This window comes from Leifsonia sp. RCC_180 (genome assembly GCF_058138205.1).
The window spans coordinates 2623461-2637189 of the sequence record NZ_CP200340.1; the positions used below are offsets into that span (position 1 = coordinate 2623461).

General features: G+C 67.2%; 15 protein-coding genes. 3 read left to right on the forward strand and 12 right to left on the reverse strand.

Annotated features, from left to right (window positions below):
* Positions 1 to 212 precede the first annotated feature (212 nt).
* On the forward strand, positions 213 to 1787 hold the full coding sequence (locus tag AB7E03_RS12915) for a response regulator transcription factor (protein WP_489941797.1): 1575 nt from the start codon (positions 213 to 215) through the stop codon (positions 1785 to 1787).
* Position 1788: 1 nt separating this feature from the next.
* Here the strand turns inward: AB7E03_RS12915 and AB7E03_RS12920 are convergent, their stop codons facing one another.
* Together AB7E03_RS12920 and AB7E03_RS12925 are read right to left on the reverse strand one after the other, a co-directional pair.
* Positions 1789 to 2094 carry an EthD family reductase gene (locus AB7E03_RS12920; protein ID WP_489941798.1) on the reverse strand — a complete coding sequence of 102 codons (306 nt, stop codon included), beginning with the start codon at positions 2092 to 2094 and terminating at the stop codon, positions 1789 to 1791.
* Positions 2095 to 2156: 62 nt separating this feature from the next.
* Entirely contained in the window at positions 2157 to 2723 is a 567-nt protein-coding gene (locus AB7E03_RS12925; RefSeq protein WP_489941799.1) for a hypothetical protein, read from the reverse strand.
* Between the two features lie 117 nt (positions 2724 to 2840).
* On the opposite strand from AB7E03_RS12925, the gene AB7E03_RS12930 reads away from it, so the two are divergent.
* Complete coding sequence (locus AB7E03_RS12930; protein ID WP_489941800.1) at positions 2841 to 3398, forward strand: TetR/AcrR family transcriptional regulator; 558 nt, start codon at positions 2841 to 2843, stop codon at positions 3396 to 3398.
* A 113-nt stretch (positions 3399 to 3511) separates the two neighbouring features.
* On the opposite strand, the gene arfA is transcribed toward AB7E03_RS12930, so the two are convergent.
* The 7 genes from arfA to AB7E03_RS12965 all read right to left on the reverse strand — a co-directional run bounded on the left by arfA (position 3512) and on the right by AB7E03_RS12965 (position 10725).
* On the reverse strand, positions 3512 to 5017 hold the full coding sequence (gene arfA / locus AB7E03_RS12935) for an arabinosylfuranosidase ArfA (protein WP_489941801.1): 1506 nt from the start codon (positions 5015 to 5017) through the stop codon (positions 3512 to 3514).
* A 59-nt stretch (positions 5018 to 5076) separates the two neighbouring features.
* The gene (locus tag AB7E03_RS12940) at positions 5077 to 6027 is read right to left on the reverse strand and encodes a carbohydrate ABC transporter permease (protein ID WP_489941802.1); all 951 of its coding nucleotides are present in this window, start codon (positions 6025 to 6027) and stop codon (positions 5077 to 5079) included.
* Positions 6024 to 6968 carry a carbohydrate ABC transporter permease gene (locus AB7E03_RS12945; protein ID WP_489941803.1) on the reverse strand — a complete coding sequence of 315 codons (945 nt, stop codon included), beginning with the start codon at positions 6966 to 6968 and terminating at the stop codon, positions 6024 to 6026. Before AB7E03_RS12945 ends, AB7E03_RS12940 begins: the two co-directional genes overlap by 4 nt.
* A 79-nt stretch (positions 6969 to 7047) precedes the next feature.
* Positions 7048 to 8376 carry an ABC transporter substrate-binding protein gene (locus AB7E03_RS12950; RefSeq protein WP_489941804.1) on the reverse strand — a complete coding sequence of 443 codons (1329 nt, stop codon included), beginning with the start codon at positions 8374 to 8376 and terminating at the stop codon, positions 7048 to 7050.
* A gap of 108 nt (positions 8377 to 8484) precedes the next feature.
* Positions 8485 to 9519, reverse strand: coding sequence for a LacI family DNA-binding transcriptional regulator (locus AB7E03_RS12955; RefSeq protein ID WP_489941805.1), 1035 nt, complete (start codon positions 9517 to 9519; stop codon positions 8485 to 8487).
* Between the two features lie 76 nt (positions 9520 to 9595).
* Positions 9596 to 10345 carry an ABC transporter permease gene (locus AB7E03_RS12960; protein WP_489941806.1) on the reverse strand — a complete coding sequence of 250 codons (750 nt, stop codon included), beginning with the start codon at positions 10343 to 10345 and terminating at the stop codon, positions 9596 to 9598.
* Positions 10346 to 10374: 29 nt separating this feature from the next.
* Complete coding sequence (locus AB7E03_RS12965) at positions 10375 to 10725, reverse strand: metalloregulator ArsR/SmtB family transcription factor (protein ID WP_441784184.1); 351 nt, start codon at positions 10723 to 10725, stop codon at positions 10375 to 10377.
* Between the two features lie 230 nt (positions 10726 to 10955).
* Between AB7E03_RS12965 and AB7E03_RS12970 the strand changes: the two genes are divergently transcribed.
* Positions 10956 to 11372: an arsenate reductase ArsC gene (locus AB7E03_RS12970; RefSeq protein WP_489941807.1), complete on the forward strand. Its 417-nt coding sequence runs from the start codon at positions 10956 to 10958 to the stop codon at positions 11370 to 11372.
* A gap of 41 nt (positions 11373 to 11413) precedes the next feature.
* On the opposite strand, the gene AB7E03_RS12975 is transcribed toward AB7E03_RS12970, so the two are convergent.
* The 3 genes from AB7E03_RS12975 to AB7E03_RS12985 all read right to left on the reverse strand — a co-directional run bounded on the left by AB7E03_RS12975 (position 11414) and on the right by AB7E03_RS12985 (position 13726).
* Positions 11414 to 11959: a hypothetical protein gene (locus tag AB7E03_RS12975; protein ID WP_489941808.1), complete on the reverse strand. Its 546-nt coding sequence runs from the start codon at positions 11957 to 11959 to the stop codon at positions 11414 to 11416.
* Positions 11960 to 12055: 96 nt separating this feature from the next.
* A complete protein-coding gene (locus AB7E03_RS12980) occupies positions 12056 to 13228 on the reverse strand; it encodes a flagellar hook protein FlgE (protein WP_489941809.1) in 1173 nt (390 codons plus the stop codon).
* Between the two features lie 33 nt (positions 13229 to 13261).
* On the reverse strand, positions 13262 to 13726 hold the full coding sequence (locus AB7E03_RS12985) for a flagellar hook assembly protein FlgD (RefSeq protein ID WP_489941810.1): 465 nt from the start codon (positions 13724 to 13726) through the stop codon (positions 13262 to 13264).
* Between the last annotated feature and the right edge of the window lie 3 nt (positions 13727 to 13729).

Below are 13729 nucleotides of genomic sequence, written 5' to 3' on the forward strand. Positions count from 1 at the left end.
CCCCGGAATACACCCGGTTATGCCCCCGTTCGGGGGGTGCCGATTGCGGGAGCGCTGGCGGTCGCGGAAGCGGGCCTTCCGGTCCATGTCCAGGGTGAAGCTGGGGTGAAAATTCCCAAGCGATCTGCGTGGCCCACTAGATTCGAGCCCGCGGCGTTCTCGAACATCGCCGGAGGCAGCCAGTGCGCCTCAAGTGCCAAGCTAGAAACAAAATGACCTCATCAGACGCAGAGCCGGTGGACCATTCGGCCGACGACGGCATGCAGGAGGTACAGGCCCACGAACTTCCCGCCGTCGTGGCACAACTCGCGACAACGGGTGGCTGGGAGGCCGCGGCAGCGGTCATCGAGCAGCACTGGGACCGGCTCGCTTCCACGGCTCCCGAACACCTCCTAGCGGCGATCCGCTCGCTCCCCGGGGACGCATTCGTCGACCGACCGACGTTCTTGGTTGCCGCGAACTACCTGCAGCACGTTGTCATCGGCGGGCAGCCCGCGAGGTTCAACAACGGCGGATGGCTGACCGCCGCGATGACCGGTTCCAAAACTGCGCTGCTCGATACCCTCAGCCTCCTCACCGGAAAAGCTGCCGGCGCCCGGACCGAAGGACGGTTCACCGAGGCGTGGCAAGCCGCCGAAGCCGCGCGTGCGGCACTTGAGGACGCGGCAGAGCTGGAACGCTCGGCCATCCGGCTCTCCCTGCCACATCTCCGTCTGCAGTGGGGTCGCACATTCGAACTAGCCGACGCCCCGGGCGCCCAGCACGAGTACGAAGAAGCGTACGAGCTGGCCGCTGTCAGCGGTCAGCCGGCTATCGCCCGCCGCGCTGCGGCCCAGCGAGCGTGGTACGCAGCGGAGCGAGGGCGCCTGAGCTCTGCCGAAATCTGGCTCGCGCGGGCACTGGACAAGCCCGCGCCGAACGGCCGGTACGACGGCGTCGTCTACCTCACGAGCGCGATGCTGCACCTCGATCGCGGCAACCTGGCCGCCGCGAACAAGGAAGTCGCACGCACGGTGGGACTTGGAGAGGGCGAACACTGGGCAGCTGTGCTCTGGCTGCAATCCATGATCGCCCACGACCTGGCCAGTGCAACCCAGGTCGACGCGCACCTCGCCCAACACCTCTCACGGCGACCGCAGCGGCTGAGCAGCGGAGGCGCGAACGGCCGCTACATCCGCGCAGCCCAGGCACGTGTGAACGCCATCCGCGGCCGGTCAACACAGAATGCAACCGCAGATCCGGCGACGTCCCCCATGGACGCGATCATCGCAGCCGCCATCGCCCACGGAGCAGGCAAGCATCGAATCGCCCGCGACCTCACACGACTCGGCGGCGGACCGGAGGCTCCGCGCACCCACAGCGCAGCACTACTCCTCGCGGCCGCTGCCGAGCTGAGCCTCGGCGATTCGAAAACGGCCGCACGCTCCTTCGTCCAAGCGCACGCGTTGATCGAACAGGAACGTCTCTACAGCACCTACGAGTGCATCCCACCCCGGGACCTGCAGGCGCTTGCGTCGCTCACAGGGCTCCCGGTTCCCGAGGTGCTCTCACCGTTCCACTCACACCGACCGCTGACATCGACCCTCAGCAGACGTGAGCACGAAGTCCTGCTTCTGCTCGCCCAGGGCAAATCGATTCCCGAGGCCGCCAACGCGCTGTTCGTCAGTGCAAACACGCTCAAGTCCACGGTCAGCAGGCTGTACCGGAAGCTCGGAGCGGACTCACGGTCGGCGGCCCTAGCGAAAGCCCGCGAGGCGGGGATGTTGCGTTCAGGCGGCCCGGAGTGAGTCAGCCCTGTTCGATGTCGGAGAAGAGCCCCGTGAACGGGGTCCCGGTGCCGACCAAGCGTTGGAAGAACTCGCCGGCAGCGGGCGTCGCGACGGCCGCGGAGGCGTCCTCGTAGCTGTCGAAGTAGAGGTCGAGCGTGCGGTGCGCTGGTGTCTGCGTGCCGTCCTCCTTGGGCCAGACTTTCGCCGCCTCCAATCGGCGCAGGCGCGGGAGCTCGCGCGCGAGGGTCTCGATCTCGGGGTAGCTGTCCTCGAAAGCAGCGGGGTCCGCCGGGTTGTCGAGGATGAGGGTGATTTTCGTAGGCATGACTGTTCCTTCTTTTCGTTAGCGGTCGCTCGCGACGAGCTGTCCGGTGGAGAGGGCGGCGCTCACCGGGCGTCCGCGTTCGCGGTGCGTCCGAGGCGGATCGCCGACACCAGGAAGAAGATCCCTCCGAGCGTGGCGTAGCCGGCGAGCCCGACGAGCGGCGCCGATCCGCCGCCCGACTGCACGGCGAAAGCGAGGCCGGCGAGCACGGAGATTCCGCCGCTCAGGATCATCGGCCAGTGCCCGCCGAGCGAGCGCCGAGCGATGCCGACGATGAGTTGAACGGCTCCTGCAGTGATCGCCCACAGACCCCAGACGAGCAGTACTGCTGACCGGCCCGAGGTCGCCGCGAACGCCAGACCGATTGCCGCCAGGAGGCTGAGCGCCATGTTCACGTACAGCAGTACGGCCGAGCGCGTCCCCCGCGAGGCCCGGTGATCGATGACCGCGGCGACGACATCGAAGACGGGGTAGAGCACCAGCAGTGTGGCGCTGAGGGGCGTGAGCGGCGCGGCCATCACAGCGATCACGACCGCCCAGAGTATCGCGAAGCCGAAGCGGACGAAGTAGAGGGTGCGCAGCGAGGAGGCGATCGTCGCAGGTTGCGCCTCGGACGTGGTCGTGGTCATGCCATTCCATTCAGTTGCGAGTCGATGTAGAATGACCAGTCACTCTACCCGGTTCACGATAGTCATGAAGGAACGGGATCCGCAAGCGGCTCGGAGGAAACACTTATGATCGGGAACGTGAAAACGTCGATGCGCGAGCAGTTGATCGGCGCAGCGACGGAGCTGTTCTACGCGGACGGCCTTCGCGCGGTCAGCGTCGATAAGGTCATCGAGCGCGCCGGCACGACCAAGGTCACCTTCTACCGCCACTTCAAGAGCAAAGACGATCTCGTCGTCGCGCATCTCGAACTCCGGGCGGAACAGGAGCGCGACGGGATCCAAGGCGCAATCGACGAAGCACAGGGCGATCCCGACCGTGTGTTCCAGCTGATCGCGGCGCAGCTCGGGGAGTTCGCCTGCCTACAGGGATTCCGGGGGTGCCCCTTCATCAACGCGGCAGCCGAGTACCCGGATCCCGAAAGCGCGGTTCGCAAGACGGTCGATGCCCACCGCGGGTGGTGCAAGGACACCTTCCGCGCCATCGTCGAACCCCTGGGGCTCACGGACGCGCACGCTGTCGCGGATGATCTCATGCTGATCCGGGATGGCGCGATGGTCGCCGGTTATCTCGACAGCACGACGGCGTTGGAGGCGTCGTTCCTCCGAAGCGCGCGAGCGCTGACGGCCTCCCGCTGACGGCCTCCCGCTGACCTGCACCCGCTCGCTGCGCTGACCACCATCGAGTACACGACAATTGCACGCGAACACCACGGTCCGCGTGCAATCGTCGTGTACTCGACGGGGGTGGGTCAGCCGAGCGAGACCGCCGTCCAGGAGACGGGCGGCAGCTCCAGTGTGAGGGTGCCGTCGGCGAGGGACGCTGCAGGCGTCGGGCGCAGGCCCACGCGGTTCTGGTCCTCGAGGGTGTTCTTCGCGTACACGTCGTCGTCCCAGAGGGAGACTGCCTCGCGCACGGACGAGACGCCGAGGTCGCGCACATCCACCCGGACCGTCTGCGTCTCGGTCAGGCTGCGGTTCACGAGGAACAGCGCGGCCGAGCCGTCGGCCTCATCGAACGTGGCCACCGCATCCACCAGGTCGGCCTCGCCGTGCGCGGCGGTCTCGTACGTCCCGGTCGTGATCCGGGGCCGCAGCACCTCGCCGCGGGCAAGACGGCTGGTCACCGAGAACGGGAAGAACGTCGTCTGCCGCCAGGCGGCTCCACCCGGCTCGGTCATGATCGGGGCGATCACGTTGACGAGCTGGGCGAGGGAGGCGCTGGTCACCCGGTCGTGGTTCTTCAGCAGCGTGATCAGCAGGTTGCCGAGCACGACGGCGTCGGCCGCCGAATAGACGTCCTCCAGCTGACGGGGCGCGTACCGCCACTCATCGTTGACCTCCTCCGACTCCTTGTGCTCGTCGAGGTACCAGATGTTCCACTCGTCGAAGGAGATCTGGATCTTCTTCTTGCTCTTCAGCTTGTTGCCGACGTGGTCGGCGGTGGAGACGACGGTGTCGATGAAGTACTGCATGTCCACCGAGGAAGCGAGGAACGAGCCGAGGTCGCCTCCGCGCTCCTGGTAGTACGCGTGGGCGGAGACGTAGTCGACGTGGTCGTACGAGTGCTCGAGCACGATGCGCTCCCACTCGCCGAAGGTCGGCATCCCGGAGCCGGAGGAGCCGCAGACGACGAGCTCGAGGTCCTTGTCGGCCATCTTCATCGCCGCCGCGGTGCGCGCGGCGAGCTTGCCGTAGTCGTCGGCGGTCATGTAGCCGGTCTGCCAGGGGCCGTCCATCTCGTTGCCCAGGCACCACATCCGGATGTTATGGGGCTCGGGCGTGCCGTTGGCGATCCGCTGGTCGCTGAGCGCGGTGCCCGCCGGGTGGTTGGCGTACTCGAGCAGGTCGAGGGCCGCCTGGATGCCGCGGGTGCCCAGGTTCACGGCGAGCATCAGCTCGGAGCCGGTGAGCTTCAGCCAGCGCGAGAACTCATCGAGCCCCACCTGGTTCGACTCCAGCGAGTGCCAGGCCAGGTCGCGGCGGACCGGACGCTTCTCGCGTGGGCCGACCGAGTCCTCCCAGCGGAAGCCGGAGACGAAGTTGCCGCCGGGGTAGCGGATGGTGGTCGACCCGAGCTCGCGTACCAGCTCGACCACGTCGAGGCGGAAGCCGTCCTCGTTCGCGGTCGGGTGTCCCGGCTCGTAAATGCCGTCGTACACGCAGCGGCCCAGGTGCTCGACGAACGAGCCGAAGATGCGGCGGTTGACGGTCGCGACGCGCGCGGTGCGGTCGAGGGCGATGGTTGTCTCAGACATGGTCTCCGTGTTCCTGAGGTCGTGTTCGTGCGTGTTGCGTGGTGCCTGTTGCGGGGTGCTCACTTGACGCTGCCGATCGCAAGCCCACCCTGCCAGTAGCGCTGCAGGGTGAGGAAGGAGACGATCAGCGGGATGATCGAGATCAGCGCGCCGGTGATGACGAGGTTCCAGAGCGACTGACCGCCCGTGTTCACCTGGGCCTGCGCCTGGAGGGCGCCGAGGCCGACGGTGACCGGGAAGAGCTGCGGGTTCGAGAACATCACCAGCGGCAGGAAGAAGTTGTTCCAGGTGCCGACGATCGACAGCAGCAGGACGGTGACGACCGCCGGGCGCATCAGCGGCAGCGCGACCCGGGCGAAGATGCGGACCTCGCCGGCGCCGTCGACGCGGGCCGCATCCACCATCTCCGACGGGATCGCCTCGTCGGTGTACACCTTCATCAGGTAGACGGCGAAGGGGTTCAGCATCGAGGGCAGGATGACCGCCCAGACCGTGTTGGTCAGGTGCACCGTGCTCATCATCACGAACATGGGGATCACGAGCACGGTCGCCGGGACCATCACCGACCCGAGCACGATCGCGAAGAACAGCCGACGCCCGCGGAAGCCGTACATCGAGAAGCCGTACCCGGCGAGCACCGAGAGCACGGTCGCCCCGAGGCCGCCGGCGATCGCGTACAGGAACGAGTTGCCGAGCCAGTGCGCGTACAGGCCGCCGGAGTAGCTGAACAGCGACGACAGGTTCGAGAACAGGTCGAACGATCCCGAGAACCACAGCGGGCTGGTCTTGCCGTCGAACAGGCTCTGCTGGCTCTTGGTGCTGGCGACGATCAGCCACCAGAACGGCAGGGCGAAGTACACGATGAAGGCCGCCAGCACGATGTGCGGGATGACCTGCCTGCCCGTGCGCCGGCCGGCAGGAGCCTCGCGACGCGTGCGGACCGGTCGGCCCGTGCGGATGCTGCGCGTGTCTGCGGCGGGTTCGGCCGCCTTCAGGAGTCCGGTGGTCATTTCATCAGTCCACTTCTCTTGCGCGTGGCGAACATGAACACGTACGAGCCGATGAAGATCACGAGCCCCAGCGCGAAGGCGATGGCGGAGGCGTAGTTGAACTGGTGGTACGAGAACGCGACCGTATAGGCGTAGATGTTCGGCGTGTAGTTGGAGGTGATCGAGCCGGACGCCATCCCGCGCAGCATCTGCGGCTCGTTGAAGAACTGCAGCGTGCCGATAAGGGCGAACACGAGCACGAGCAGCAGCGAGGAGGCCACCATCGGGATCTTGATCCGTAGCGCGATCTGCCAGGCGTTGGCTCCATCCACCCGTGCTGCTTCGTAGATCGACGGGTCGACGCCCTGCAGAGCCGCGTAGATGATGATCATGTAGTAACCGGCCCACTGCCAGGTCACGATGTTGACCAGCGACCCGAAGACGTTGCTGTCGGAGAAGAAGTTGGGCGCCTGCAGCCCGACCAGCCCGAACAGTTCCTGAGCCGGCCCGAAGCTGGGGCTGTACAGGAAGCCCCACATCAGCGCGCCGATGACGACCGGCACTGCGTACGGCACGAAAATCAGCAGTCGTGAGATCTTGGCGAAACGCGTCGTCAGCGCGTCGATAAGGAGCGCCGCGATCAGCGCCACCAGCATCTGCGCCGGGATCATGATCACGGCGAACAGCAGGACGCGCCACACGCCATCCAGGAACAGCGGATCGGTGAACGCCTTGACGTAGTTGGCGAGGCCCACCCAGGAGGTTCCCCCGGCGAGCGTCGTGTTCTGGAGGCTGAGCACGAACGCGTACACCAGCGGAACCAGCAGGAAGGCGACGAGGAAGACGGCGAACGGGGCGGTGAACGCCCAGCCCCAGCGCGCGCGGCGGAGGCCGACCATGTCGCGACGGCGAGGCGTTCGCGGCGAGCGCTGCCGCGGCGGTGCGACGGCGGTTTGGGTCATCGGTGAGCCCTTCAGGATGCGGAAACGGGTGGGGATGCGCGGTGCCCGGGCTGCTACTGCGGCCCGGGCACCGCATCCCTCACTTGGTGACGGTGTAGCCCTGCTGCTTGGCGTAGCTCTCGACCGTGCTCTGGTAGGTCTTGAGCGCTGCCGCAGGCTCGGACTTGCCCTTGTTGGTGGAGTTGACCGCGTCGGTCAGCTTGTCGTAGACGAGGTTCTGGAACGGGCTGAACTGGAAGCCCTTGTAGTCCGTCGCCGCGGTGAGGAACACATCCTTGTTGATCTGCTGGCCGCCGAAGAACGGGTACGCCTTCGACTGGAAGTAGTCCGACTCGAGGATGGGCTTCCAGAGCGGGAAGAGCGCCGCCTTCTCGATGCCGAGCTTCCAGGCCGCCTCGGTGCCGAAGATCTCGGTTGCCACCTTTGCGGCGGCCTTCGGGTCCTGCGCCTGCTTGCTTACGGCGAAGGCCGAACCGCCGATGTTGATCTGGACAGGGTTGGCCGTGTCCCACTGCGGAACGGGTGCGACGGCCCACTTGGCGGTCTTATCGGCGCCGGTGAAGCCCTGCAGGTAGCCGGGTAGCCAGGCCGCCGCGATCACCGAGGCGTATTTGCCGTTGACCAGGTGCGTGTTGTAGTCCGTCGTGGAGGAGTCCTCCGTGCCGACGAGCTTCTTCTGCACGAGGTTGTTCCAGTAGGTGAGCACCTTCTGGCTGGGCTCGTCGTTCAGGTCGATCTTGATGTCCTGCTTGCCGCTCAGTTCGAACGGGGCGGCGCCGGCCTGGGCGAAGAGCGCCGTCTGGTAGGCGCGGCCGTTGCCCGGGAAGTCGGTCATCAGCGTCTTGCCGCCGGTCGCCGTGTTGATCTTCTCGGCGTCTGCGGCGTACTCGTCCCAGGTCGTGGGAACCGTGAGGCCGTACTTGTCGAACAGATCCTTGCGGTACAGCAGGCCGACCGGTCCGCCATCGACGGGAATCGCGTAAGCCGCGCCGCCGTTGCTCACGTCGCTCCAGGCGCCCTCGGAGTAGTTGGACTTGACCTTGTCGGCGCCGAGCTTGCTGAGGTTCACGATGGAGCCGTCGGCGACGTAGCTCGGGACGACCTCGCTCTCGAGCATCACGACGTCCGGCGCGCCGGAGCCGGCCTGGATGGCCGTCGAGAACTTGGTGTACTCGTCGTTGCCTGCGCCGGTGTTGGTCCAGCAGATCTGGACGTCCTTGTGGTTCTTGTTGAACAGGTCGACGACCGGCTCGAAGTTCGGGTACCAGGCCCACATGGTGACCTGCTTGGCATCCGGCTGCACGATCTTGTTCTGGCAGCTGGCTGCTGCGCCGCTGCCTCCGGAACACCCGGTGAGCGCCGCGATCGCGACCGCGATCACGCCGCCCGCTGCAAGGAGCTTCTTCATTGGATTCCCTTTCGCGGTGTGTGACACCCTCGTCTACAACGTTGTACTACAACGTTGTAAGACAACATGATGCCGACGGAATGTGACCGTGTCAAATGGACGCCCGCATCACGCGGTGGGGAGGTTCGCATCCATCCGCGTCGACTCCCGCTCGACCAGCCGGAACGGCACGGCGATCTCCTCGGGGACGAACACCTCGGAGCCCGCCTCGATGCGCCGGATGAGGAGATCGACCGCGATGCGAGCGATCTCATCGCGCCCCGGGTCGACCGTCGAAAGGGTCGGCATCGAGTACTGCGTCTCGTCGATGTCGTCGAACCCCATCACGGCGACATCCTCCGGCACGCGCAGACCGGATTCCTGCAGCACGCGCAGAGCGCCGAGGGCGATGGCGTCGTTGAAAGCGACCAGGCCATCGAACGAGGTTCCGGTCGCGAGGAAGTCGCGCATCCCCTCGGCGCCGTTGCGGCGATGCCAGGAGCCCACGGGCACCACCAGCGACTCGTCGAAAGGAATGCCGGCCTCCTCGAGCGCCTGCCGGTAGCCCTCGAGCCGCAGGGCCGCCGAGCCGATGTCCTCACCGGGATGCGCTCCGAACGCGGCGACCCGGCGCCGGCCCGACCGCAGCAGGTGCTCGGTGGCCGCCTTCGCGCCCTCCGCGTTCCGCATGGTGACGTGATCGCGAGGCGTGCTGAAGTTGCGGTCGCCGAGCAGCACGACGGGAGTGGTCAGCTCGGCGATCAGGTCGACGTCGCCCTGATCGAGGGCGAGCACGCTGTAGAGGACGCCGTCGACCATCCGCGCCCGCGGCTGCCGGAGCACGTCGATCTCGTGCTGCCGGTCGTCGCCGAACTGCTCGATGAGCACCGCGAGGCCGCGCTCGGCGGCGGCGCGCATGACCGAGTCGGCGAGTTCGGCGAAGTAGGCGTTGCGGAGGTCGGGGATCATCAGCGAGATCACATTGGTGCGGCCGGAGCGGAGGCTCCGGGCCGAGAGGTTCGGCGTGTAGCCGAGAGTCTCGATCGCGTCGAGAACCTTGCGGCGGGTCTCCTCGCGCACGTACGGGTAGTCGTTGATGACGTTGGAGACCGTCTTGATGGACACGCCGGCGAGCCGGCTGACGTCGTGCATCGTCGCAGCCATGGATGCTCCCCTCTCGCGTGCCTTCGCTTGACTTTACAACGTTGGAAGGGGCGCGGGTGGCACGGGCACCGGTGGCTCAGCGCAGGGCGGCCGGCCGCACACGGACGGGGCCGAGCCAGGCAGACACGATGACCGCCGTGATCGCGCCCGCCGCCATGATGGCGGCGAGCACGACGATCTGGAATCGCCCAGCCTCCAGCGGCGACACACCGCCGAAGATCGCCCCGACGAACGCCCCGGGGAGCGTGACGAGGCCGGTCGTCTTGGTCTGATCGACCGAGGGGATGAGCGCCGAGTACACCGCTGTGCGCGCGAGCTCCAGCGTGGACTGGCGCGGGGTCGCGCCAAGCGCCAGCCACCCCTCCACCTCGTCCCAGTGGTCGCCGACCGCTTCGGTGAACCGTCGCCCGGCGAGGGTCGCGATGCTCATCGAGTTGCCGATGACGATGCCGCCGATCGCGAGCGCGTACCGCGCGCTGAGCTCGATCGCGCCCGTCAGGAACACCACGGAGAACGACACGATCACCCCGGTCGCCATGGCCGTCGCCATCATGAGCGCATGCTCGGACGACCATCCGATACGGTGCGTGGCGGTCGCGGCGGCGACGGAGAACATGACGACCAGGGCGAGCGCCACCCACCACGGGTTGGTGATGACCCCGGCGAGCACCAGGCTGATGACGGCCAGCTGGGCCGCTCCGCGAAGGATCGCCAGCGCCGGCGCCCACCGGTGCGGAACCCGGTAGGTGGCGAGCACGGCCACTGCGAGCAGGGCGAGCACTGCGACGCCGAGGAGGGTCGGCGCGAGCTCCTGGAGGATCGGCACGGGACGAGCCTACGAGGTCGCTCCGCCGATCAGACCGAGGCGAAAAAGGACGAGACTGCGTCGAGCGATCCGGGGACGATCCGGTAGTAGGCCCAGGTGCCCCGCTTGCTCCGGCTCAGGAAACCGGCATCGGCCAGGACTTTCAGGTGGTGCGAGACCGTCGGCTGCGAGAGACCGAGCGGCTCGGTGAGGTCGCAGACGCACGCTTCGCCATCCTCATGAGCAGCGATCATCGACACCAACCGCAGCCGCGCCGGGTCGGCGAGGGCCTTCATCGCCGAGGCGAGCGAGAAGGCGTCACCCTCGGAGATCACCTCTTTCGTGATCGGGGCGCAGCACGCCTGCAGGTCGCGCAGCGGGAGGAGCTCGGTGATCGCCATGGGGAAATCCTCCCGCATATATTGACAGTCGTCAATGTATGCGTTCATCCTGTGTTCATCGACAACCGTCGATGAAGAAGGGAGAATAATCATGGATTGTTGCGACACCCTGGAGTGCCAGCCGCTCCCGGACGGGTCCTGCCCGCCGGACTGCTGCTGACCCACGGGGCCGTCGCCCATCCGGACGGCGGCCCCTGCCTCCGCCTTCACTTCCCCGCCGAGGAGCACCGATGACCGAGCCCGCCACTCCGACCGTCTTATTCGTGTGCGTGCACAACGCCGGCCGGTCGCAGATGGCGGCCGGTTTCCTCCGCGCCCTCGCCGGCGACCGCGTGGAGGTGCTCTCCGCCGGGTCCGAGCCGAAGGACCAGATCAACCCGATCGCCGTCGAGGTCATGGCTGAAGAGGGCGTCGACATCGCCGGCAACACCCCGAAGATCCTCACGACCGAGGCCGTGAAGGAGTCCGACGTCGTCATCACGATGGGATGCGGCGACACCTGCCCGATCTTCCCCGGCAAGCGCTACGAGGATTGGGACCTGACCGACCCGGCGGGCCGGCCGATCGATGAGGTGCGTCCCATCCGCGACGAGATCAAGCGCCGGGTGGAGGCCCTCCTCGCGTCGCTTATGCCCGCATCCCGGTGATGTGCTCGTAGTTGCTGCGTCGCGCGGCGTGTCGCCCGCAACTACGTGCCCTTCGCGGCTGCATCACCGCGAGCGGGTAGCTGAAAAGCGAACCGGTCCTCGGGCGAGAATCGGTACTCGTTGTCGCAGCGGAAGCCCCGTAGCCACAGCTGACGGTCGACGACGCGCAGATAGAAGCCTTTCGGGAAGTCCACGTCGTCAACCAGCGGTGCGGAGGCGACCTTGATCGCGCCCGCGGGCGACCGCCCGGCTGATAAGACCGAATCGGGCGCGTTGGCCTGCGACAACATCGTCAGCCGCAGATAGGGGCCTGTATCGGGGGGACAGAGAGCCAACCCCAGCGCCTCGGCCGCGGCGAAGATTTCCAGCAATGTACCGCCTGTGTTCAGGCGCAGGTCGGCCACGTCGCGTTCGACGACGTCGATATCCTCCGGCTCCCGGCGATCGAACACGTGGTGATCGAGCAGCGTCTCCGCGTGCATGTTCAGCCGAACGTCGGCGTTCTGCAGAGCTGAGCGCAGCTGGATGCGGGTAGAGCCGCCGACCCGGAGTCGCAGCACCGCCGGAACGTCTGCAACCTCATCCACCCTGCAACGGTATCGGGCCACCCGCGCAGGGCAGTGAGGGGCACGTAGTTGCGCGTTAGCACGGCGTGTCGCGCGCAACTACGTGCACCTCGCGGGCTACCGCTTCAGGTTCGTCAGCTCCTGCAGCACCTCGTCGGACGTGGTGATGATGCGGGCGTTCGCCTGGAAGCCGCGCTGCGCCACGATCAAGTTGGTGAACTCCTGCGAGAGGTCGACGTTGGACATCTCCAACGATCCGCCCTGGAGCTGGCCGAGGCCGTCCTCGCCGGGTCCGCCGAGCTGGGCAGCGCCCGAGTTGACCGTCGCGCGGTAGGTCGAGCCGCCCGCCTTCTCCAGGCCGCCCGGGTTCACGAAGGTGGCGAGGGCGATGCGGCCGACCGCCTGCTTGTCGCCGTTCGAGAAGAGGCCGGTGATGGTGCCGTCCTTGTCCAGGGTGAACGACTCGAGCGTTCCGGCGGCGCGGCCGTTCTGGTCCTTGAACGCGACCGTCGTGATCCCCGAGTAGCCGGTGACCGACGACAGGTTGACCGCGACGCCGCCGACCGTCATCGCTCCCCCCGCAGTGAGCACGCCGTTCGTGAAGGTGAGCGCCCCGGTGCCGGTGGCGCCGGCCGAGTCGGAGCCCGCCACATCCCACCCGGTCCCGGTCTTGGTGAACGTCAGGCTCAGCTTGCGGGCCGTCCCGCTGGCGTCGTAGACGGAGATGTCGCGCACCAGTTGGTCGCCGACGGCCGCGTCGGAGGGCAGGTTTCCGGTGACGTTGCCGGTGGTCGTCGCGGATGCCGGGGTGACGGCCTTCAGCGGGATGGTGATGTCGCTGAGCGCGCCGCCCTGCTGGATCACGCCGTTGACCGCGTTCCACCCCTGCAGGATGGCGCCGCCCGGGCCCACCAGGCGGCCGAGCGCGTCCGGGTCGAGCGATCCGGCGCGGGTGTAGACGGTCTGGCCGCCGACCTTCATGACGAAGAATCCGTCGCCGTTGATCATCATGTCGGTGGAGCGGCCGGTCGCCTGCGCGGCGCCCTGCGTGAAGTTGGTCGAGATGCCGGCGACGAGCACACCGAGGCCGATCTGGGCCGGGTTGGTGCCGCCGGTCTCGGCCTGCGCGCCGCCGGCGCCCTTGACCAGCTGCGAGAGCGTGTCCTGGAACTGTACGGCCGACGACTTGAACGCGGTCGTGTTGACGTTGGCGATGTTGTTGCCGGTCACATCGAGCATGGTCTGGTGCGAGCGGAGGCCGGAGATTCCGGAGTAGAGCGAGCGGAGCATGGTGGATCCTTTCTGAAGGACGTTGGTAGAGAGTCAGGCGGTCGGCGTGGTGGATGCGCCCGAGCCCGCGGAGGCAGGGGTGACCACGCCGAGGACGGCGTCGAGGGCGATCTTCTGGTCGCCGATCGAGACGATGGGGACGGACCCGGCGTACGAGACGGACGAAGCGATGCCGGTCTGCGTGTCGCCGTTCTTGTCCAGGTAGCTCACGGTGTGCCCGATGAGGGCGGCCGCGGCCTGCCGCATCTGCAGGGCGAAGCCCTCCTGAGCGGTGGTGTCCATGTTGGTGAGCTTCTCCATCATGGCCAGCTGTGTGGTCTGCGAGATCATCTGGTTGGTGTCCATCGGCGAGCTCGGGTCCTGGTTGCGGAGCTGGGTCACCAGCAGCTGCATGAACGCCTCGCTGTCGAGCGACTGCTTCGGCGTCCGGGTGGGCGTGCTGGAGTAGATGCCTCCCGCGGAGGCGGTGTCTGCTCCGGTGATGGGGTCGACGGCCACGGT

What these genes read in the sequence shown, in the direction of transcription:
- AB7E03_RS12915 (WP_489941797.1), top strand. Translation starts at nt 213, where the DNA reads ATGACCTCATCAGACGCAGAGCCGGTGGACCATTCGGCCGACGACGGC.
- AB7E03_RS12920 (WP_489941798.1), bottom strand. Translation starts at nt 2,094, where the DNA reads ATGCCTACGAAAATCACCCTCATCCTCGACAACCCGGCGGACCCCGCT.
- AB7E03_RS12925 (WP_489941799.1), bottom strand. Translation starts at nt 2,723, where the DNA reads ATGACCACGACCACGTCCGAGGCGCAACCTGCGACGATCGCCTCCTCG.
- arfA (WP_489941801.1), bottom strand. Translation starts at nt 5,017, where the DNA reads ATGTCTGAGACAACCATCGCCCTCGACCGCACCGCGCGCGTCGCGACC.
- AB7E03_RS12940 (WP_489941802.1), bottom strand. Translation starts at nt 6,027, where the DNA reads ATGACCACCGGACTCCTGAAGGCGGCCGAACCCGCCGCAGACACGCGC.
- AB7E03_RS12945 (WP_489941803.1), bottom strand. Translation starts at nt 6,968, where the DNA reads ATGACCCAAACCGCCGTCGCACCGCCGCGGCAGCGCTCGCCGCGAACG.
- AB7E03_RS12950 (WP_489941804.1), bottom strand. Translation starts at nt 8,376, where the DNA reads ATGAAGAAGCTCCTTGCAGCGGGCGGCGTGATCGCGGTCGCGATCGCG.
- AB7E03_RS12955 (WP_489941805.1), bottom strand. Translation starts at nt 9,519, where the DNA reads ATGGCTGCGACGATGCACGACGTCAGCCGGCTCGCCGGCGTGTCCATC.
- AB7E03_RS12965 (WP_441784184.1), bottom strand. Translation starts at nt 10,725, where the DNA reads ATGGCGATCACCGAGCTCCTCCCGCTGCGCGACCTGCAGGCGTGCTGC.
- AB7E03_RS12970 (WP_489941807.1), top strand. Translation starts at nt 10,956, where the DNA reads ATGACCGAGCCCGCCACTCCGACCGTCTTATTCGTGTGCGTGCACAAC.
- AB7E03_RS12980 (WP_489941809.1), bottom strand. Translation starts at nt 13,228, where the DNA reads ATGCTCCGCTCGCTCTACTCCGGAATCTCCGGCCTCCGCTCGCACCAG.